Here is a 20,271-nt window from a genome sequence, read left to right as displayed (position 1 = left end):
ATATGAGATTTATCCTGTGTTTTATGATTTCGCTTATCCTGATGGTGTCTTTGTCATTTGCCGAGCAAACCACATATGAAATGGCATTAAAGGCATATGCCAAGAAAGACTTCACCGAAGCAGTGAAGCTGATGAAAGAGTATGTTTTGGAGTCTCCTTCTGCAAAGGCATACTATCTCCTTGGATATGCAAGCTATAAGCTCGACAACGACAAAGAAGCCGCCTCTTATTTCAATGAGGCATATCTTTTAGACCCTGAGTTTAATCCTCAGAGTCTTATTGGCGAAATAAGCCTGATTGAGAAAAGACAAAAAAAGGCTCAATGATAAACCCAAGAATATTCCGTCAGTATGACATAAGGGGCGTGTGGGGCAAGGACCTCACAGAGGAGGGGGTTTTATCGATTGCCAGAGGTTTTGCCTTCTATCTAAGGGAAAATCTGAAAAAAGAAACCTTAAAGATAAGCATTGCAATGGATGTAAGGGTCAGCTCGCCTCGGATATCCTCTGCTCTACAAAAGGGGCTGATTGAAAGCGGAGTCAGCGTTATAGACATTGGGATGTGCCCAACGCCACTGCAGTACTTCTCGCTTTTCCATCTAAATGTGGATGGTGGCATTATGGTAACAGGCTCTCACAATCCTCCTGAATTCAATGGCTTAAAGCTCTCTGTGGAAAAAGAAACCCTCTATGGAGATAAGATACAGGACATAAGAAAGCTTATAGAGTCAGGCAAAGCCATAAAGGGTAAAGGTGGGGTCGAAACATACGAGATAATCCCTGCGTATATGGATTATGTGGCAAAGGGTTTCCCTAACACAAATCCTTTTAAGGGCATAAAGGTAGTCCTCGATTCTGGTAACGGCACAGCCGGGCTCGTAGCTCCAGAGCTTATGCGGAGATTGGGTGCAGAGGTCATAGAGCTTTACTCGGAGCCCGATGGGAATTTTCCAAACCACCACCCCGACCCTGTTGTCCTCGAAAATATAAAGAAGCTTATCGAGACCGTTACAAAGCAAAATGCCAATCTCGGAATAGGCTATGATGGAGACTCAGACAGGATTGGGGTTGTGGACGAAAAGGGAGATGTTGTCTGGGGAGATAAATTAATGGTTATATTTTCGAGGGACATCCTGAAAGAAAACCCTAATGCCGCAATAATCGGAGAGGTAAAATGCTCACAAACCCTTTATGACGATATAAAAAACCATGGTGGCATACCCATCATGTGGAAGACAGGGCATTCCCTGATTAAAAAGAAGATGAAAGAGGAAGGTGCATTGCTTGCCGGAGAGATGAGCGGACATATATTCTTCAGGGACAGGTATTTAGGATATGACGATGCCATATATGCAAGCCTTCGGCTTATGGAAATCCTTGCAAAAAAAGGAAAGCCTTATTCGGTGAGAAAACTCCTCGAAGGCGTCTCCCCTATGGTCTCGACACCAGAGATTAGGTTTGACTGCCCGGATGAGATTAAATTCGCTATTGTGGAGAAGGTCAAAAAGGCATTCGAGGATTATCCTGTTATCGACATAGACGGTGTGAGGGTGAATTTCCCCAATGGATGGGGATTAATCAGGGCATCGAATACCCAGCCTGCACTTGTTATGAGATTTGAAGCAGTAGATGAGGCTTCCCTTAAAAAGATAAAAGACCTTGTCGAGACAGAATTAAGAAAACTGCTTTAGAGATAAAAAGGATTTCTTTCTTATTGCTTTTTCATCTTCTGCGAGAGGTAAACCACACAGTCCTCGCATATCTTGCCTGAGTTTCTGTGACATATCATCCTGTTCAGTTCCCAGCAAGGCTTTGTCTTGTCTATGAAAGCAGAGCAGGCAGACTTTCTTTCCTCTGAGCACTGGGTTATCTCCCAGCAGGGTGCATAATCGAGAAGTTTTTTTATACCTTCTATGCTTATCTTTTTGTCATGGATAAGCTCCCTTATGCACTTAAGCCACTTGATGTCGTTTTCAGAATAAAACCTGTTTTTGTTTCTCCTTGCAGGCTTGATAAGACCATATCTTTCATAAAGCCTTAGTGTCTGGTCCGTTGTGCCCATAAGCTCTGCCACCACGCCTATAGGATAAAGCGGCATGCCCCGTCTCTGCTCTTCGCTTAGCTCTTTTCTGACTCTCTTTTCCATACTCAAATTATAAGATAATCCTGATTATTAAACAACTTTAGACAAAAAAAAGCAAGTGTATGGGTTCAGGACATATGAGACTCCAAGAGAGGTTTATAGTCATGGATAATGCCATGGTCTTGTAAGAATTGCAAGGGGGTTTTGAGGCCGAGTGATTTATGGGGTCTGATGCAGTTATAGGTATGTTCCCATTGCAGGAGTTCTTTATTCAGTTCCGGGACGACCCATGAGCAGTTATAGACCTCATAAAACTCTTCGGTATGGGTTCTGTTTGAGCGTTCCACATGGCCGTTGAGCTTTGGGCTTTTAGGGGGCAGGACGAAGAGTCTGATGCCTTTTTGTTTACAGGCTTCCTCAAACTCCGAGAAGAACTCAGATCCGCCGTCCACCTGAATCGCCTTTAGTGGAAATGGCATTCTTTTCTCTACCGCATCCAGAAAATCTTTTGCTGTCTTAGCAGTGGCGCGGCTTCTCGCCTCTATCACATCCCATCTTGAGACCATATCCCTTGCTGTAAACTGTTTAATCGCAGTATCCGGTACAGGCCGTATATCAAGGGTATCCACCTGAACGAGGTCGCCCGGTTCTATAACCGTGTAATCATTGGGCTTCCTTACTGCATAAGGTCTTTGTATGCGTCTTTTTGCAGAAACCACTCTTCGTTTCGGTTCAATTAATTCCCCTCTCTTTTTAAGGTGATTGATAATGCGTCCCACTGTTGAGGCAGAGGTCTCAAAACCCTCTCCTCTAAGAAGAACAGCAATTTTATCTTTAGCCCATCTGGGATACTGTTGCCTGAGCCGTTTAACTGCCGTTATGAGGTCGTATGACCATGCAGGTTTTCTTAGATTCTTTGGGCGGCGTGATTGTTCCTTTACCGAGGTAAGGTCTTTGGGGTCGAATCTTTTAAGCCATCTATAGAGTGTGGCTCTGCTCATACCGAAGGTTCTTAAGACGAGCCCTGTATTGTTTGTTTCCTGCCAGAGTGATATAGCCCTTAGCCTATCCAACTCTTTAGGGGTAAGGCTTGGTGGAGCATGTTTCCAGAGGTAATAGAATTCTTTTTGAAGCCAAAAAATTCTCATAGAGAGGTTCCTCCTTAGTAATTTTAACCCCTCTATTTTATCTCACATGTATCTGAACTTATTCAGAGGCGCCATGTCATGATGCTGTTCACCTTTATACAATACCCGCCGTAACTTCCTTCTTCCTTCTTGGCTTGTCTCTCGTGATCCCGGCCGCATGGACAGCCAGAGCAAGGGCCCAGAACTTATCAAAACCACAGTCTTTTTTAAGCGATATACCGCTTATACTTCATACACATTATCATGATGGTCAAAATCCAACAGCGTAACTAAATTCTCTTTTTCGTTGACTTCGTATACCAGAACAAATGACCCGCCTACATGAACTCTCCGTTTGTTTTGTAGCGGCTTTCTTAAAGGTTTAAAACGGCAAGGGTCAACAAGGATATCTTGCACCTTTCTATCAATTAATCGTAGTATTTCCTTGTCTTTTTTCTGAAGTTGCTTGAATTTTTTATCCAGCCTCTCTTTAATAGCAAGTCTGTACACTATTTCAGACCGTATCTTTTTCCAAAATCTTTAACCATTATAGACTTTTCAAGGTCAATATCTCTCATCCTTTGAATAAACTCTGTTCTCAACCCGGGTTCTTCCAGAAGACTTTTCTTAATCTGAACAACATCTTGTTGCAATTCGACAACTTTGTTGTAAAGAGTTTCAATGGTAATATTCTTCATTTATGCATCCTCCTATGTTTCCGATAAGGTGCTTATATTGTAAAATTATATCATAAAGAAACAGACAGAGGGTAAAATTCAATCGCTCGCACAATCCCCGCCATCACTTCCTTACGCCTCTTAGGTTTATCCCTCGCCATTTCATCAAGATTTTTACATGAGGCAACAGGGCACGTGTATGGGTAATAAAAAAACACTTTATGATATAATCTAAAACTGTGGCATTATCGAGGGCGCATCTAATAATCTCAGGCAGGGTTCAAGGTGTCTTTTACAGGTCATTCGCAGAGGAAACCGCCCTTTCCCTCGGGCTAAAAGGCTGGGTGAGAAACCTGCCCGACGGAAGGGTCGAGGCTGTCTTTGAAGGAGAAAGACAAGACATAGAGAAAGCCATAAGTCTATGCCAAAAGGGACCTCCTGTCTCAAAGGTCAGCGATATATCCGTTAAATGGGAAGAGTTTCAAGCAGAGTTCAGAGGATTCTCAATAAGGTATTTTTGAAAGAAGATGCTAAAGGCTCTTTTTGAAAGAATCCTATCCGGAGGCTTCCTATCAAAAGAGGAAGCCATTGCCATCTCAGAGACCGATGGAGATATATTCGAGCTTTTCCTTTATGCCAATAAGATTACAAAGGCATTCAGGGGAGACAGTGTTGACCTTTGCTCAATCGTAAATGCCAAATCAGGTGCCTGCCCCGAGGACTGCTCCTATTGTGCCCAATCAGCAAAGGCAAAAACAGAGCTCGAGAGCTATCCCCTGATAAGTAAGGATGTAGTCATCGAAAAAGCAAGAAAAGCAAAAACCTCGGGTGCAAAAAGATTCTGCATAGTAATAAGTGGAAAAAGGGCAACCCCAACGGAGCTTAAAGAGATTGCACTGATGATTGCCTCTGTAAGAGGCATTGGCCTTCTTCCATGTGCAACATTAGGTTTGCTTAAAGAGGATGAACTCAGAACCCTTAAGTCAGCCGGACTCGAAAGATACCATCATAACCTTGAGACCTCGAGAAGGTTTTTCCCTGAGATATGTAAAACCCATTCGTATGAAGAGAAACTTATGACTATAAGGGCAGTGAAGTCAGCAGGGCTTTCGCTTTGCTCAGGAGGAATATTCGGCATTGGAGAGGACTGGCAGGACAGGGTTGAAATGGCAGTGCTCCTTAGGGAGCTCGATGCAGACTCGATTCCAATAAACTTTCTCATACCAATACCCGGCACTGCCTGTGAGCATGTAGAGCCGATTCCTCCATTTGAGGCACTTAAAATCATAAGCCTCTATAGATTCCTCCTTCCTCAAAAAGAAATAAGGCTCTGCGGTGGAAGACATTGCCTTGGTGAGTTCAATTCATTTGCCTTTATGGCAGGCGCAGATGGGCTCCTTATAGGAGATTACCTTACAACTACAGGCAGAAAAATAGAAGATGACCTTAAGCTTATAAAGCACTACGGCCTAAAAAATCCTTGACATTTGAGTAATTTATGTCTATATTTTAAAGAATAACTTTAAGGAGGTGACTATGACTATAGTTAACATCTCTTTCGCATTAGGGGTTTTGGCATTTCTATTGGGCGCAATGTTCTTATTCACCCCATCTGCCCTAAAAAAAATAAATGAGCTCTCTGCGAGGATGATAGCCAAGGTTGACACTATTACATTTTCCTACAGAATCGGGTTTGGAATATCCCTCTTAATTGTCTCTGCGTTCATGTTCTTCATGGCATATTATTTTGCAAAGAGGTATTGATTGGGAGGGCTTTTCAGGGCTGCTATATTTGGTGTTGACCTCGGAGGCGGCTCTCTAAAGGTGGCTCAGCTAAAGGGCAGAAGGGTTACTCTTGCCACATATATAGACATACCGCACAACATCATGTCAGACGAGGCACGACTGATTGGCACACTCAGGGATTTTTTAAAAGGCATTGGAGTTTCAGGAAGACCTGCAATCGTTCAGTTTCCAGGGAATCTTGCCTTTGTAAGGGCAGTGAGTTTCCCGCCAATGCCTCATGCCGAGCTAAAAGAGGCTGTAAAATGGGAGGTCAAAAGACAGCTCCCATATCCAACCGAGGAGGCAGTCTATGATTATGTGGCAACTGCTGTTACAGATGGCATTTCAGTGATATTTGCCGGAGCACAGAGGAAAAACATCCAGAGTTATCTACTGCCTTTCAAGGAAGCAGGGCTAAATGTGATAGCCATAGATATTTCACCTCTTTGCCTTATAAGGGCTCTTAAACCCAGTTCAGCAGGCAATACGATAATGCTCGACATAGGTGCTGTGTCAACTGAAATTAATATACTAAAGGCAGGAATCCTCAGACTGACAAGGACCGTTGATATTGGAGGAAATTTTATCATCCAGAGCCTTACCACCAGTGCAGTCGGTAAAGAGGAAGCAGAAAGGCTCTTACGGGAAGGAGACGAAGAACTAAAAGAGCCTCTCGAGGAGTTCCTTAAAGAGACCCTGCGCTCAATGGATTATTATCAGGCAAATTTCAAGGAGAAAACCTTTTCCGAGGTCATACTCACAGGTGGTGTGGCAATAAACCCGGCAGTAGGAAGGTTTTTTTCTCATGCGCTTGACATATTGGTCAGTGTCCCTGACCCATTTATTGGTCTTCAGATGGCTGATGAGACTATAAGGTCCATCAGCCCAAGGTTTTCGGTTGCTATTGGACTGGCAAGGAGGACTAATTGAAGGAAACCCTGAACCTGCTTTCAGCAGGGAAGATACCAAGACCTTCGAAGGGTATTGTCTTTTATATAGGCATTACGGTTGTGGCATATGTTATAGGAGTGGCAGGGCTGTCTGCATCTAATATAATAAAGGCTAAAAACCTTGAATCCGAGATAAGAAAGACAGAGGAAAGAAAATCCGCTCTTCTAAGACAGATTAAGCCACCACCCCCTCCTTTAGTTATTACTGATGATAAAGAGATAGCCGGTGCGATTAACAAGACACCGCCATGGGACATTGTGCTGAGCGAATTGTCTGTAGTTATACCTGATGAGGTATGGCTGAATTTCATAGATGTAAGGGATTCTGAGGCAGGGTTTTATATGAGGGTCAATGGACTTTCAAAGAGTCAGGTTGCAGTTGCCAGTTTTATGTCGAGGCTCGAGGCATCCATTTATTTTTCGGATGCAGAGATAGTCTTCTCTCAGAAAGGACAGAAGGATGTAGCATTCGAGCTAAAGGTTAAGGTGCAATGGACCTGAATGCTATAAAAAAGAAGCTGAAAGGGCTTTCCCTGAGAGAAAAGCTCATCGCAGGCATAACTACTGCCATAGTTGTGTTTATCGTTCCTTATATGTTTCTTTATGAGCCTTCTAAAAAGGCAGTTGGAATTAAAAGGCAGAGCTTCGAGAGCATCCTAAAAGATGTAACTACACTCGATACTGTTATAAAGGCACAGCCTCCTGAGGTTCCTCAAGCCATGCCTGTTACCCTTCCAAAGGCAGATACATTTCATGAGATGTTTCTTGCGATAAGCAGACAGGCAAATGCACTGGGAGTTGACTTTATATCTATATCTCCAGAGGTAGTAAGGCAGAAAGATAGATTTATAGAGATGCGGCTTAAATTAGAGCTAAGGGTTAAATATAGACAGCTTTACGATTTCGTAAGATACCTTGGGGAAAAGCACAGGCTTCTCCTTATAGAGTCCATCCGCTTTGAGACAAACGATGCGGTTTACCCACAGGGAATAGCCTTAATAAAAGCACTGACATATCTTGAGAAAACATGAGGACATGGCTTATCATAAGTGGACTCGTTATTTTTCTCTTTGTAGGCACCTCTTATCCTATGGAGCTATCGGACATAAAGATTGAGGAGCTGAAAAAGGATAAACAGCCTAAATGGGGCAGAGACCCCTTTGTCAGATACGAGGACAGGTTTAAGGTGGAGACTGCTGTTAAGGAAGAGGGGCTTTTCATGATTAAGATAGGCGGGGTGATATCTAATGGAAAAAAGGCAGTGGCTATAATAAATGGAGAGTTCTATAGAAAGGGCGACACTGTCTCAGGCTTCAAAATCTTAGATATTTCAGGAGACAAGGTGCTTTTTGAAAGAAATGGCAAAAAATTCCTTCTTGGCATAGATAGGTTTGCCATAAGAGGCACACAACTACAGAAATGAAGGCAATAGTCTTAACAATAGCCTTAGTATTAGTTTTCCTTCAGCCTCTCTTTGCTCAAGAAGAAAGAGGACCAATGATTTCCATGGAGCTAAGGGATGTGCCAATAAAAGATGTCCTGAGGGCATTAAGTCAGGAGCACGGTATAAATATCATTGTGGATGACTCTGTCTCAGGCAATGTGACAGTTAGTCTCAAAGGTATACCCCTATGGGATGCCATAGAGTCCATCTTAAAAAGCAAGGGCTATACATATCGCATCGTCAGGACTGGGCTTCTCTTAGTAGAGCCTCTTACCGATTATGAAAAAAAGGAGGAGTATGTAGTTGTCAGGGAATTCAAACTTAAATACCTCAGGGTCTCGGATAAATCGGTAAGTGCGTTGAATGGATTTTTAAGTGGCAAAGGTCAGATAATACCTGTGGAATCTACGAATTCATTAATTGTGAAGGATATACCTCAGGTCGTTGACAAGATAAGCTCCCTGATTGGGAACATGGACATACAACCTGCACAGATAATGATAGAGGCAAGGATAGTGGAGGTAAGCTCGAACTTCAGAAGGGAGTTTGGCATAAACTGGTCGGCACAAAGCACAGAATGGGTAGTTGACAGCTCCTTCTCGGTGAATGTCCCTCTTACAGGTGGCGCTGCCACAGGCTCATTGGGCTTGGGATATATTAAAGACAATTTCAGTCTTAATGCCGTATTGTCTGCCTTAGAGGATTCAGGAGCAGGAAAAATCCTTTCGAGCCCCCGCATAAGGGTTCTTGAAAATCAGGAGGCTCAGATAACAAGCGGAACAGAGATAGTTGTGCCTTCTGGGACAAGCACCACGGTAGGGGGGGTGACAACAACCTCAGTTGAAAGGGTTCAGGCAACCCTTTCCCTTTCCGTGACTCCAAGGGCAGTGTCCGATGATAAAGTGGCTATGATAATAAACACCAAAAGGGATGAGTTTGACTTCGGAAAATCGGTTCTTGGAATCCCGCCAAAGGATACCCGTGAGGCAAAGACACAGCTTATAGTAAAAGACGGAGAGACGATAGTCATAGGCGGTATATACAGAAAGGCTGACTCCAATAGGGAAACGAGGGTTCCATTTCTTTCAAAGATTCCCCTTCTCGGATGGCTCTTTAAAAGCAAGGCTAAAAGAGACGACCAGCTTGAACTCCTTATCTTTATCACACCTACCATAATCAAAGAGACAGAGACATCGGGCTTGTAGAAGCCATAAGGGCTATATACATAGTCAACCTCAAAGTCAAAAGCTCAGAAAGGGTTCTGGTATTCACTGATACGCCATCAAAGAAAGAAAATATAGAAAAGGCAGACCTCAACCGCAGGCACATGCTCAGAGACATTGCTATCTTAACTGCCGAGGCAGGCAGAAGCCTTTCGAAAAAAGTGCTTTTTTATGAATATCCTGCCACGGGCACACATGCAAAAGAGCCACCTTTAAAACTTTGGGAGTGTGCATTTGGTAAAAGAGCTATTAGTGCTCTCAAAAAGGCAGGCATACTTAAGCCATTACTCAGCAAGAAGGCAACTGATGCACAGATTAAACAAGCCCAAAAGATAATCCTGAGATATAAAAAATCTGCACCTCATGCAGTGATTGCCCTTTCTAATTATTCAACGACCCATACGCTTTTTAGAAATCTCCTTACTAAGGTCTGCGGCAGCAGATATGCCAGCATGCCCCTTTTCGATGTAGGGATGCTTGAGACAGGAATGGCTGTCAACTATAAGGAACTCAAGAAAAGGACAGACCTCATCTCAAAGACATTAAGAAAAGCAGACTCCATAGAGATTAAGACCTCAAACGGCACACACCTTAAATTTCAAAGAGGCAAAAGAAAAATCCACTCTGACACAGGTATACTTACAAAGGCAGGCTCTTTTGGAAACCTTCCTGCAGGTGAGGTTTTCCTTTCGCCCATCGAAGGAACTGCTAATGGAAAGCTCATCTTAGAATGGGCACCAACGAGAAGACTTGCCTCACCCATTACACTCATCGTAAAGGAAGGCAATGTCAAAGATGTCTCGGGCAGTGAGCCTTATGTCACATATCTCGGAGAAAAGCTCAATGAAAGAAAGGAAAACAGAAATATCGCAGAGCTTGGCATTGGCACAAATGATATGGCAAAAAGGCTCGATAACATCCTTGAATCCGAAAAGATAATGGGCACTATACACATAGCACTGGGAGACAATAGCTCATTTGGGGGTAATGTCAAGACGCCTTTTCATCAGGACTTTGTGTTCCTAAAGCCAACCCTAATACTTATAGATAAGAAAGGCACAAAGACAGAGCTTATGAGGGATGGGAGGTTTATAGATGATGTCTGAATACATCGTTGTCTTTATCACAGCACCCAATGAGGATGAGGCAGTCAAGATTGCAAATGCACTTGTAAGTGAGAGGCTTGCAGGCTGTGTAAATATCATAAAGGGAGTGCGGTCTATATATAGCTGGCAGGGTAAGATTGAGGATGAACCTGAAGTCCTTATGATACTGAAAACAAGGCAGAGCCTTTTTGAGCCACTTCTTAAGAGGGTTAAGGAGCTTCATACCTACTCCGTGCCAGAGGTCATTGCACTTCCAATAGTAGAAGGCTCAGAGGACTATCTTAAGTGGCTTTCTGAGGTAACAGGCTGAAGAATCCTTTCTGATAACTTATATGAGTTCTCTATGCAGTCGTTAAACCCGATACCTCTTAGGCTATTACCTGTAATATAGAGTCCTTTATATCTTTGCAGTATCTCATCTATCTTTCTTAATCTTTCGCTATGACCTATAAGATACTGTGGTATTGCCTTTTCATGTCTGAAGATTTTAATGAGCTCGGGCTCTGTCCTTATGCCTGAAATGTCTCTTAGGTCTTCAAGGACCGAACTCAGGAGCCTCTTATCATCCATAAGTGCAATCTCAGGAGACTTTGCACCACCTGCCATGCACCTAAGAAGAACATAGCCCTCAGGTGCTCTATTTGGGAATATACTTGAATCATAAAGCGCACCTAAGATTCTTCTTCCCTCTTTTTTGGGCACGAGGAATCCAAATGCATCGAGGGATGCCTTTAGTTTTTCCTTCTTATACGCCAAAGCCACAATAGAGAGAGGCGGATACGGAATCTCCTCGAGGGCGTCGGAAAAACTTTTATCCATCTCTTTAAGGATATTTGCACTTTCATAGGCAGGTGTGGCAAGGACAATCCTTTCTGCCTCGAGCCTCGAGCCATCCTCTAAATACACTGCATAGCCCTGTTTTGTTTTCTCTATGGAGACTGCCTTGCTTTGGGTTTTTATCCTGTGTTTAAGGACTGCTCCTAAGGCATCGGTCATGCTCGACATGCCTGAAGGGAATGAGGTGAGGACACCAGATGGACCTGCACTTACCTTTGCCCCTGTTTTTTTTGCCTCCTTCTTTAGCTTTATCAATGCCCTTATAAGAGAACCGTATTCATTCTCAAGCTCATATATCCTTGGAAAACAACTTTTGAGGCTCATCGTCTCTGGGTCGCCTGCATAGATGCCTGATGCCATTGGGTCTATGAGCTTTTCGTATGCCTCTTTTCCAAGCCTTCTTCTTGCAAAATCAGCAAGGCTTTCGTCATCTTTAGCTCCTTTTGGCATAAAAGGCTCAAGGAGGATTCTCAGCTTCCCCGGAAGACTCATAAGGGATGAGGCTAAAAAGGCAGGCGGAGATTCAGAAAGCCTGTGGAGTTTTCCCTCTGAATATATAAACCTTTTTCTTGCAGAATCGCTACTTCTAAGCGGGTGAAGCAAAAGGTGTGATGCAAGCTCGAGGGTTTTAGGCTTGTTATTAAGAAAGGCATTGACCCCTGATTCAAAAATATAGCCTCTTTCGGTCTGGCTACAGACCTTTCCGCCTAACTTTCTATCAGCCTCTATGAGGGTAAGCTCGATGTCTCCTTTACCTGAAACGAGGCTATAGGCAAGAGAGAGCCCTGAGATTCCACCTCCAATGATTATTAGGCTCATAGGCTCCAACCTGCTGATTTAATTGCATCTAAGGCAATCTCTCTGAGTGCGCGAATAAATATAGGATTGGTATTCAAAGACTCTGTTCTTTTAAGCTCTATGCCGAGCCTTTCGGCAATGCCCTTGTATAATATATCAATCTCATAAAGTGTCTCCATATGGTCCGAGACAAAGCTTATTGGTATAACGAGGACATTCTTAACACCTCCTGCCGAGAGCTTTCTTAACATCTCATCAGTTGAAGGTTTAAGCCACCTTACAGGACCGCTCTTTGATTGATAAGATATATGCCACCTGTTAGTCATGTTAGGGAAGTGCTTCATTACCTCGTTAATCGTCCCCATAATCTCATTCATATATGGGTCTCCTTCGTCTATGAATCTCTGAGGAAGACTGTGTGCACTAAAAAGGAGATGGATGTCTTGAACGCTCCCAACGCCTTTTTTAATTACATGGATAAGTGCCTCTATATAAGAAGGTTGGTTAAACCAAGAGGTAACTGCATGATACTCAATAGGGTATTTCCTGACAGCCCTTTTAAAGTCCTCCATTGCAGAGCCTGTCGTTGCCTTTGAGTAATGAGGATATAGAGTCAGGCAAATGAGCTTCTTTATGCCCTCCCTGTTAATTTCTCTGACAACATCATCTGTATATGGTCTCCAGTACCTCATTGCAACATAGACCTTTAAGCCTACTGCCTTTTGAAGTTCATCTGCCTGTGCCATTGTAATGTCTAAGATAGGGGACCTGCCTCCAATGAGGGTATATGCCTCCTTTGTCTTTCCCTGCCTCAGGCTCGAGATGAGCCATGCAAGGGGCTTTTGCATAAACGATGGACCAAGCCTGATAATCTCACGGTCTTTGAAGAGATTATAAAGAAACGGCTTAACTGCCTCGATGCAGTCAGGTCCGCCTAAGTTAAGAAGGATTATAGCAGGATTATTCAGCGACTCTGACCCCTCATAAGGTATTTCTCTACTATCTCAACTACCCTGTCATGTATCTTTTCAACAGTTAATCCTGCATCTACGACCTTTATCCTATTAGGCTCTTTTTTGGCTAAAAGGAGATAGCCCTCTCTTACCCTTTTATGGAACTCTATATCCTCAAGCTCGAGCCTGTCGAGTTTGTTAATTCCCATGTTCCGTTTCAGCCCTGTCTCTACATCTGTATCGAGAAGCACTGTCAGGTCAGGCATGAGCCCGCCTGTGACTGCTTTGTTAAGGGTATCTATAAAGCCCACATCTATGCCCCTCGCATATCCCTGATATGCCTTTGTGGAATCGGAAAACCTGTCTGTGATTACTATCTTGCCTGCCTCTAAAGAAGGGACAATAAGCTCCTTTATGTGCTGTCTTCGAGAGGCAAAATAAAGGAAAAGCTCTGTGAGGCTATCCATCTCTTTGTGCTCTGTGGAAAGAAGAATCTCTCTGATTCTTTCGCTTATGGCTGTTCCACCCGGCTCTTTGGAAATTATAACAGTGTGCCTTTTTTTTTCGAGATACTCTTTAATGAGCACAACTTGTGTTGTTTTCCCAGTGCCTTCTATGCCCTCAAACGATATAAATATTCCTCTTGTCATGACACATCCTCCTTAAGCCTCGCAAGCAGTTGAAAGACCTTCAGTGCCTCGGGGATGCTTAAAGAGCCTGTTCCGCATGAGGGTGTAAGGATAATGTTTTTACGCAGGCTCTCAATGGGTATGTGCTTTGAAAATCTATCTAATGCCTCAAGAAACCGCCTCCTTATGGAGGTATCTGTCTCCCGCCTTATTGCCTCTGTCGTTGGCACAATTCCCCATGCAAGTATTCCGCCCTGCTCCATAAAACTCCTTATCTCCTCTGGATATATCATCAGTGTGTCTGCATATCCATAGGCATCAAAGTTTAATATCCTTACGCCTGCCTTCGTAACCAGTGGCCAGTCTGCCCTTCCACAACAGTGAATCCCAGGGATTCCACCTGCTTTCCAGATGGCATCCGAGGTCTCCTTAAGAAGTCTAAGTGCCTCATCTTCTTTTACCCCAATATAAGCAGTGCTTCCCAATGCAGAAAGGATTGGCTCATCTATGAACATTATAACGCCTTTTGCGTTTACTTTGAATGTCTCAATCTGCCACCTGATTTTTGCTTTAAGGAGCATAAGGGAAATCTCCCTTAGCTCCTCGTCATAATAAACAGGCACACCTGTTTTGTCCTTAAGTCCTAAAGTGAATGTAAGAGGACCTGTCACATGGCACTTGAGAAACTCAAACTGCCTTTCTCTTATCAAGTTAAGGAAGGCATAAAGCCCCTTTGCATAGTCCTCTGAGATTGAAATAAGTGTTTCATCTGTGTAAGTCTCATAAAACCTCTCAAGACCCTGAGGATTGTCTTTGTCTATCCATATAGAGCCTTGCTCTGAATCTACCTTTATAAAAGGCATTCCCTCAGAATACTGGGCAATCATGCCTTCCTTGAATGAGAGCCTTGTCATCTGTGGCCAGAATGGTATGTCAAATGTCTCAAGGACAACCCTTACAGCCTTTAGAGGGTCTGTATGGGGAAGGCTTCCAATGCCTGTTGTTGAAAATGGCTTAATCTCCATAGAGAAATCTTAACCGAAAGGCTAAGGCAGGGTCAATTCTCGAACCCATACACACCCTATACGCTGGATTCCCCCCTGCACTGTTTTGCACAAGTGCATACGGTTGTGATACCATTTGCATGTGGAGTTGAAGATTGTTTTCATTTCGTCCGTTGTCGCACTCTCGCTCGCCTTTCAGGTGGCGGCGGCTTATTTGTCCTTCAGGCTCATCCGCGTAACCGAGAGATCCATTGGCTGGATATTAATCGCAGTGGCCATTCCCTTTGCCGTTATAAGGAGGGTCATAGTCCTCGCGAACATATTTTTGTACGGAATTTATCCTGACCTGCTTGCAGAGCTTGTAGCCCTCGGATTCTCCTCATTGCTCTTCTTCGGCCTCAGGAAGATAAAGCCTTTTTTCCTCTCCATCAAGATTTCCGAGGAGAAGTTCAAGTCCCTCACCGAAAAATCGCTCGTTGGCGTTTATATAATTCAGGACTACGTTTTCAAGTATGTGAACCCTGTACTATCAGAGATGCTCGGCTACTCGGTTAAGGAGATGACGGGGGGGATGGGGCCTAAGGACGTCGTCCATCCGGAGGACTGGCCTATTGTTGAGGAGAATCTGAGGCGGCGGATTTCGGGCGTGGTGGAATCTGTCCGCTATGAGTTCCGGTGTGTGAGGAAGGACGGGCAGGTCATAAACGTTGAGGTCTATGGCTCTCGAACAATATACCTTGAAAGGCCTGCGGTCATAGGCAGCTTCCTTGACATCACCGAGCACAAGCGGGCCGAGGAGAAGATAATCAAGGCAAAGGAGGAGTGGGAGAGGACTTTCGATACCATAACAGACCCCATAATGATACTTGACAGGGATTTCCACATAACAAGGGCGAACAAGGCAATGGCCGATGCGTTAGGGGTTACGCCTGCCGAGGTGGTGGGCATGACCTGTTACGAGCACGTCCATGGCACAAAGGAGCCTCCGCCCCAGTGTCCCCACAAGAAACTCCTTGCGGATGGCAAGCCGCACACTGCGGAGGTTTTTGAAGAACGCTTAGGCGGCTTCTTCTTTGTCAACGTCTCCCCTATTTATGATGAAACCGGCACACTCGTCGGCTCAGTCTACTCGGCAAGGGACATCACTGAGATAAAGCAGAACGAGGCAGACTTGATGAGAATGAACAGGGCGCTTGAGACCATAAGGATTTGCGACCAGGCCCTCGTCAGGGAAAAAGAAGAATATCCGTTGCTCAGAGAGATATGCAGGGTTTTAGTCGAGTGCAGCGGATATAGGATGGCATGGGTGGGATACGCCATGGACGACGAGGAGAAGTCCGTGCGCCCGGCGGCGTGGGCCGGGGCAGTGGAGGGTTACCTCGATGCGGCGCACATCACGTATGCGGATACGGAATACGGCCGGGGGCCGACCGGCACGGCCGTAAGGACGGGAAGGCCGGTTTTCGTCAGCAATATAGCGACCAACCCGATAATGGCCCCTTGGAGGGAAGGGGCGCTCCAGCGCGGGTACGCCTCGTCCATAGCCCTGCCTCTCAAGGACGGCTTGAAAGTCTTCGGCGCCCTCTCCATATACGCCCCGGAGCCGGATGCCTTCGACAAGGAGGAGATTACGCTTCTTACGGAACTTTCAAACGACCTTGCCAACGGCATAATCGCCATCTGGGCGCATGAGGGAAAGCGGGCGGCTGAGAAGAGGGAGAGGCGCAGTCTCGAGCGCCTTACCGCTCTGAGGGACATAGACTTGGCTATAAGCTCGAGTTTCGACCTCAGGGTGACCCTCAATATCCTGCTCGACCACATAGTCGTAAAGTTGGGGGTGGACGCCGCGGATGTGCTTCTCCTGAACCTGCACTCACAGATGCTCGAACATGTTGCCGGGCGGGGCTTTGCGACTCGTGCCGCCTCCATGGTGTCCCAGCATCTCGGCGAAGGGTATGCTGGCAAGGTCGCCCTTGAGCGCAGGCAGATTATATTGACCAGCCTGACCGGCGTCGAAGACGAGAGGCTCCGCGCCTTTAGGGCCGTGGAGGGCTTCGACTTCTACATAGGCTTGCCCCTCGTAGCCAAGGGAGCGGTCAGGGGAGTGCTTGAAATATATCATAAGTCTCAATTGAAGCTCGACCCGGACTGGCTTGAGTTTTTGGCCTCCCTTGCCGGTCAGGCGGCGATAGCCGTGGACAACTCTGTGATACTGACCGAGCTTCAGCGCTCACGCGACGAGCTTGTGATTGCCTACGATGCAACCATAGAGGGTTTGGCAAGGGCGCTCGACTACCGGGACAAGGAGACGGAAGGACACTCCCGGCGCGTTACCGAGATGACCGTGAGCATCTCGGCGGCGATGGGAATGAGCGATGAAGAATTGGTGCAAGTGAGGCGCGGCGCGCTCCTCCACGACATAGGAAAGCTCGGCATACCTGACAGCATACTGCTCAAGCCGGGGAAGCTGACCGTCGAGGAGTGGGAGATAATGAAGAACCACCCGGTCATAGCCCACAAGATACTCTCCCCTATTGCCTTTCTCCGTCCGGCAATGGACATACCTTACTGCCATCACGAGAAATGGGACGGAACTGGATACCCCCACGGGTTCATGGGCGAGGAGATACCCCTTCAGGCGCGGATATTCTCGGTCGTGGACGTATGGGACGCCCTGCGCTCCGACAGGCCCTACCGCCCCGCGTGGACTGCGGAGAAGGCGCTGGAGTACATAAAGTCGCTTGCCGGCAAGGAGTTCGACCCAAAAGTGGTTGAGATGTTTCTCAGAATGCTAAATGGAAACTAATCGTTAGGGTCTTAAAAGACGACCTACTAAATCCTATCGGCAGATTTGGGGATTCCCCCCTGCAGGCACCTCTTGAAAAAAAAGGTTTTTTATGATAGACTTCACCTCTTAAGGGGTTGTTAAAACCACACGCCTGAAGAAACCCTCCTTATTGGTCCTGTATTGGGTGTAAGGAGGGAAGGCGGAGGAAAAACCAGAAGGAGGATATAGTATGGTTGCAACGATGAAGGAGCTACTTGAGGCAGGTGTGCATTTTGGCCACCAAGTGAAAAGATGGAATCCGAAGATGAAGCGGTATATCTTCGGAGAAAGAAACGGCATCTATATCATAGACCTTCAGAAGACCATGAAGGGGCTTGAGGATGCATACAATTTTGTTAAGGTAGTGGCAAGCAAGAATGTGCCTATACTTTTTGTCGGCACAAAAAAGCAGGCGCAGGATGCCATCGAGACAGAGGCTATAAGGGCAGGTGCTTATTTCGTAAATCAGAGATGGCTTGGCGGTATGCTCACGAACTTCTTGACAATAAAGAAGTCCATAGAAAGGCTCAAGAAAATCCAAAAGATGAAAGAAGATGGGACATACGAGCTTCTGACAAAAAAAGAGGTTTCCTCATATGAGAAGGAGCGGCAGAAGCTCGAAAAAAACCTGAGCGGCATAAAGGATATGACTCAGCTGCCAGGTGCGGTTTTCATAGTTGACCCAAAGAAAGAACAGATAGCTATTGCCGAGGCAAGAAAGCTCTCAATCCCAATAGTGGCAATCGTCGATACAAACTGTGACCCTGACGAGGTAGACCATGTTATCCCCGGCAATGACGATGCCATAAGGGCAGTAGCACTCATCGCATCAAAAATGGCAAATGCTATCATCGAGGGCAGGGAAATCAGCCTTAAAAAAGAGGAGGAGGCAATAGCCCAGGAAAAAGTAGCAGAGGTCCCTACCACAGAGACTGCGGAGACATCCGAGGGCACAGGGGATGTAGGACAATGATAACCGTAGAGATGGTAAAAGAGCTCAGGGAAAAAACCGGTGTTGGCATGATGGACTGTAAAAGGGCACTCACAGAGTCCGATGGCAATATGGAAAAGGCACTTCAAATACTCAGGCAAAAAGGACTTGCGACTGCCCTTAAGAAGGCAGGAAGGCAGGCAGGCGAGGGTCTCATAGGCTCTTATATACATATGGGCAAGATAGGCGTTTTAGTGGAGCTCAACTGTGAAACGGATTTTGTGGCAAGAACAGATGATTTTAGATCCCTCCTTAAGGACATTGCAATGCACATAGCTGCCGCAAGCCCAGCTTATATCTCAAAAGAGGATGTCCCACGGGATTTGATAGAAAAAGAAAAGGATATATACAGGGCACAGGTTGAGGGAAAGCCTGCAAATGTCATTGAGAAGATAGTCGAAGGAAAGCTCGAAAAATTCTATGCAGAGACCTGCCTCCTCGAGCAGGTGTTTGTCAAAGACCCAGACCAGAAACAAAAGGTAAAAGACCTACTCACAGAAAAGGTAGCAAAGTTAGGAGAAAACATAATAATAAGGCGCTTCGAGAGGTTTCAACTCGGTGAATCCCAAAAGTAAATATAAGAGGGTGCTCCTTAAGTTAAGCGGAGAGTCGCTGATGGGTAAAAAGGCTTATGGCATTGACCCTGAAACCGTAAAACACATTGCCTCCGAGATAAAAGAGACGGTTAAGGCAGGCGCAGAGATTGCCATAGTTATAGGCGGCGGAAATATCTTCAGGGGCATGGAAGCCTCTGCAATAGGCATGGAGAGGGTATCCGCAGACAACATGGGCATGCTTGCCACTGTTATAAATGCCCTTGCACTTCAGAATGCACTTGAAAAAAAAGGGCTTGCCACAAGGGTTCAGTCTGCCATAGAGATGCGGGAGCTTGCAGAGCCATATATAAGGAGAAAGGCAGTCAGACACCTCGAGAAAGGCAGGATTGTCATATTTGCCGCAGGCACAGGCAACCCATATTTTACAACAGACACAGCGGCTGCACTAAGGGCGATGGAGATAAATGCAGAAGTGATACTTAAGGCAACACAGGTGGATGGGGTTTATTCCGATGACCCCATTAAAAACCCGAATGCTAAAAGATTCGATAAAATAAACTACATCGATGTCCTTAGAAAGAGGCTCCATGTTATGGACTCAACCGCTATATCTTTATGTATGGACAACTCACTGCCAATTGTGGTATTTAATTTAGGCAAAAGCGGAAATATCAGGAAGGCAGTAGCAGGCAAAAAAGTGGGAACTTTCATTGGAGAAAGCCATGGAAAAAGACCTAAGGGATAGGAACGAAAAGAGGATGCAGGGAGTGGCTGATTCCCTTAAAAAAGAATTCGGCTCTATAAGAACAGGAAGGGCATCTTTAGCACTCCTTGAAGGCATAACAGTGGATTACTATGGAACTGCCACGCCACTAAACCAGGTCTCCGGGCTCAGCGTGCCTGACAGCAGGCAGATAACGATTCAGCCATGGGAACAAAAAATAATCCCTGATATAGAGAAATCAATCCTTAAATCCGATTTAGGACTTACCCCTATAAACGATGGAAAGGTCATAAGGATTAACATCCCCTTACTTACAGAGGAAAGAAGAAAACAACTCGTAAAGGTGGTGAGGAAAAAGGCTGAAGAGGCAAAGGTTGCCATAAGAAACATAAGAAGGGATTCAAACGAGGAGCTTAAGCGAGCCGAAAAGGAAAAACACATAAGCGAAGATGAAACGAAAAAGTCGATCGAGGAAATCCAGAAGCTAACAGACCTTTACATAAAAAAGATAGATGAAATCGTTGCCCATAAAGAAAAAGAGATAATGGAGGTGTGAT

At 45.3% G+C, this 20,271-nt stretch carries 25 protein-coding genes; 17 read left to right on the top strand and 8 right to left on the bottom strand.

Annotated features, from left to right (window positions below; translation table 11 throughout):
* Positions 1-2: 2 nt before the first annotated feature.
* A complete protein-coding gene (locus tag HY805_07015; protein ID MBI4823961.1) occupies positions 3-326 on the top strand; it encodes a tetratricopeptide repeat protein in 324 nt (107 codons plus the stop codon).
* Positions 323-1,690 carry a phosphomannomutase/phosphoglucomutase gene (locus HY805_07010; protein MBI4823960.1) on the top strand — a complete coding sequence of 456 codons (1,368 nt, stop codon included), beginning with the start codon at positions 323-325 and terminating at the stop codon, positions 1,688-1,690. The genes HY805_07015 and HY805_07010 overlap by 4 nt, the downstream gene beginning before the upstream one ends.
* A 20-nt stretch (positions 1,691-1,710) precedes the next feature.
* Here the strand turns inward: HY805_07010 and HY805_07005 are convergent, their stop codons facing one another.
* The 4 genes from HY805_07005 to HY805_06990 form a co-directional block, all read right to left on the bottom strand.
* Positions 1,711-2,145, bottom strand: a complete 435-nt coding sequence (locus HY805_07005; protein ID MBI4823959.1) for a MerR family transcriptional regulator — start codon at positions 2,143-2,145, stop codon at positions 1,711-1,713.
* A gap of 65 nt (positions 2,146-2,210) precedes the next feature.
* Positions 2,211-3,230: a transposase gene (locus tag HY805_07000; protein ID MBI4823958.1), complete on the bottom strand. Its 1,020-nt coding sequence runs from the start codon at positions 3,228-3,230 to the stop codon at positions 2,211-2,213.
* Positions 3,231-3,452: 222 nt separating this feature from the next.
* Positions 3,453-3,719: a type II toxin-antitoxin system RelE/ParE family toxin gene (locus tag HY805_06995; protein ID MBI4823957.1), complete on the bottom strand. Its 267-nt coding sequence runs from the start codon at positions 3,717-3,719 to the stop codon at positions 3,453-3,455.
* Positions 3,719-3,907 (bottom strand): hypothetical protein, encoded by a 189-nt coding sequence (locus HY805_06990; GenBank protein ID MBI4823956.1) that lies wholly within the window; start codon positions 3,905-3,907, stop codon positions 3,719-3,721. The genes HY805_06995 and HY805_06990 overlap by 1 nt, the downstream gene beginning before the upstream one ends.
* Before the next feature lie 218 nt (positions 3,908-4,125).
* On the opposite strand from HY805_06990, the gene HY805_06985 reads away from it, so the two are divergent.
* The 10 genes from HY805_06985 to HY805_06940 all read left to right on the top strand — a co-directional run bounded on the left by HY805_06985 (position 4,126) and on the right by HY805_06940 (position 10,704).
* Positions 4,126-4,407, top strand: a complete 282-nt coding sequence (locus HY805_06985; protein MBI4823955.1) for an acylphosphatase — start codon at positions 4,126-4,128, stop codon at positions 4,405-4,407.
* 6 nt (positions 4,408-4,413) lie between these two features.
* Positions 4,414-5,370, top strand: a complete 957-nt coding sequence (gene bioB, locus HY805_06980) for a biotin synthase BioB (GenBank protein MBI4823954.1) — start codon at positions 4,414-4,416, stop codon at positions 5,368-5,370.
* 52 nt (positions 5,371-5,422) lie between these two features.
* A complete protein-coding gene (locus HY805_06975) occupies positions 5,423-5,650 on the top strand; it encodes a hypothetical protein (GenBank protein MBI4823953.1) in 228 nt (75 codons plus the stop codon).
* Entirely contained in the window at positions 5,651-6,601 is a 951-nt protein-coding gene (pilM, locus tag HY805_06970; GenBank protein MBI4823952.1) for a pilus assembly protein PilM, read from the top strand. It abuts the gene before it with no gap.
* On the top strand, positions 6,598-7,122 hold the full coding sequence (locus HY805_06965; GenBank protein MBI4823951.1) for a PilN domain-containing protein: 525 nt from the start codon (positions 6,598-6,600) through the stop codon (positions 7,120-7,122). Before pilM ends, HY805_06965 begins: the two co-directional genes overlap by 4 nt.
* The gene (gene pilO, locus HY805_06960; protein MBI4823950.1) at positions 7,113-7,652 is read left to right on the top strand and encodes a type 4a pilus biogenesis protein PilO; all 540 of its coding nucleotides are present in this window, start codon (positions 7,113-7,115) and stop codon (positions 7,650-7,652) included. The genes HY805_06965 and pilO overlap by 10 nt, the downstream gene beginning before the upstream one ends.
* On the top strand, positions 7,649-8,044 hold the full coding sequence (locus tag HY805_06955; protein ID MBI4823949.1) for a hypothetical protein: 396 nt from the start codon (positions 7,649-7,651) through the stop codon (positions 8,042-8,044). Before pilO ends, HY805_06955 begins: the two co-directional genes overlap by 4 nt.
* A complete protein-coding gene (locus HY805_06950; GenBank protein ID MBI4823948.1) occupies positions 8,041-9,270 on the top strand; it encodes a hypothetical protein in 1,230 nt (409 codons plus the stop codon). Before HY805_06955 ends, HY805_06950 begins: the two co-directional genes overlap by 4 nt.
* A gap of 122 nt (positions 9,271-9,392) precedes the next feature.
* Positions 9,393-10,394 carry an aminopeptidase gene (locus tag HY805_06945; protein ID MBI4823947.1) on the top strand — a complete coding sequence of 334 codons (1,002 nt, stop codon included), beginning with the start codon at positions 9,393-9,395 and terminating at the stop codon, positions 10,392-10,394.
* Positions 10,387-10,704: a divalent-cation tolerance protein CutA gene (locus HY805_06940; protein ID MBI4823946.1), complete on the top strand. Its 318-nt coding sequence runs from the start codon at positions 10,387-10,389 to the stop codon at positions 10,702-10,704. Before HY805_06945 ends, HY805_06940 begins: the two co-directional genes overlap by 8 nt.
* Here HY805_06940 and hemG read toward each other — a convergent pair.
* From hemG to HY805_06920, 4 genes are read right to left on the bottom strand one after another with little or no spacing between them, the layout of a single operon-like run.
* Positions 10,671-12,050: a protoporphyrinogen oxidase gene (gene hemG / locus HY805_06935; protein MBI4823945.1), complete on the bottom strand. Its 1,380-nt coding sequence runs from the start codon at positions 12,048-12,050 to the stop codon at positions 10,671-10,673. The genes HY805_06940 and hemG overlap by 34 nt on opposite strands.
* Positions 12,047-12,997 (bottom strand): ferrochelatase, encoded by a 951-nt coding sequence (hemH, locus tag HY805_06930; GenBank protein ID MBI4823944.1) that lies wholly within the window; start codon positions 12,995-12,997, stop codon positions 12,047-12,049. The genes hemG and hemH overlap by 4 nt, the downstream gene beginning before the upstream one ends.
* Positions 12,994-13,632 carry a dTMP kinase gene (locus HY805_06925; GenBank protein ID MBI4823943.1) on the bottom strand — a complete coding sequence of 213 codons (639 nt, stop codon included), beginning with the start codon at positions 13,630-13,632 and terminating at the stop codon, positions 12,994-12,996. The genes hemH and HY805_06925 overlap by 4 nt, the downstream gene beginning before the upstream one ends.
* Positions 13,629-14,636 carry a methionine synthase gene (locus HY805_06920; protein ID MBI4823942.1) on the bottom strand — a complete coding sequence of 336 codons (1,008 nt, stop codon included), beginning with the start codon at positions 14,634-14,636 and terminating at the stop codon, positions 13,629-13,631. Before HY805_06920 ends, HY805_06925 begins: the two co-directional genes overlap by 4 nt.
* Before the next feature lie 121 nt (positions 14,637-14,757).
* On the opposite strand from HY805_06920, the gene HY805_06915 reads away from it, so the two are divergent.
* The 5 genes from HY805_06915 (at position 14,758) to frr (ending at position 20,270) form a co-directional block, all read left to right on the top strand.
* A complete protein-coding gene (locus tag HY805_06915; protein ID MBI4823941.1) occupies positions 14,758-17,421 on the top strand; it encodes a PAS domain S-box protein in 2,664 nt (887 codons plus the stop codon).
* 211 nt (positions 17,422-17,632) lie between these two features.
* The gene (gene rpsB, locus HY805_06910) at positions 17,633-18,415 is read left to right on the top strand and encodes a 30S ribosomal protein S2 (protein MBI4823940.1); all 783 of its coding nucleotides are present in this window, start codon (positions 17,633-17,635) and stop codon (positions 18,413-18,415) included.
* Entirely contained in the window at positions 18,412-19,008 is a 597-nt protein-coding gene (tsf, locus tag HY805_06905) for a translation elongation factor Ts (GenBank protein MBI4823939.1), read from the top strand. The genes rpsB and tsf overlap by 4 nt, the downstream gene beginning before the upstream one ends.
* Positions 18,992-19,735: a UMP kinase gene (locus tag HY805_06900; protein ID MBI4823938.1), complete on the top strand. Its 744-nt coding sequence runs from the start codon at positions 18,992-18,994 to the stop codon at positions 19,733-19,735. Before tsf ends, HY805_06900 begins: the two co-directional genes overlap by 17 nt.
* Complete coding sequence (frr, locus tag HY805_06895) at positions 19,713-20,270, top strand: ribosome recycling factor (protein MBI4823937.1); 558 nt, start codon at positions 19,713-19,715, stop codon at positions 20,268-20,270. The genes HY805_06900 and frr overlap by 23 nt, the downstream gene beginning before the upstream one ends.
* Position 20,271: the final 1 nt, after the last annotated feature.

The sequence above is a fragment of the Nitrospirota bacterium genome (assembly GCA_016207905.1).
In the GTDB taxonomy this organism is placed as follows: Bacteria; Nitrospirota; Thermodesulfovibrionia; order Thermodesulfovibrionales; family JdFR-86; genus JACQZC01.
The sequence above is the reverse complement of the archived record's forward strand: the minus strand, read 5'-3'. Positions and strand labels throughout refer to the sequence as shown.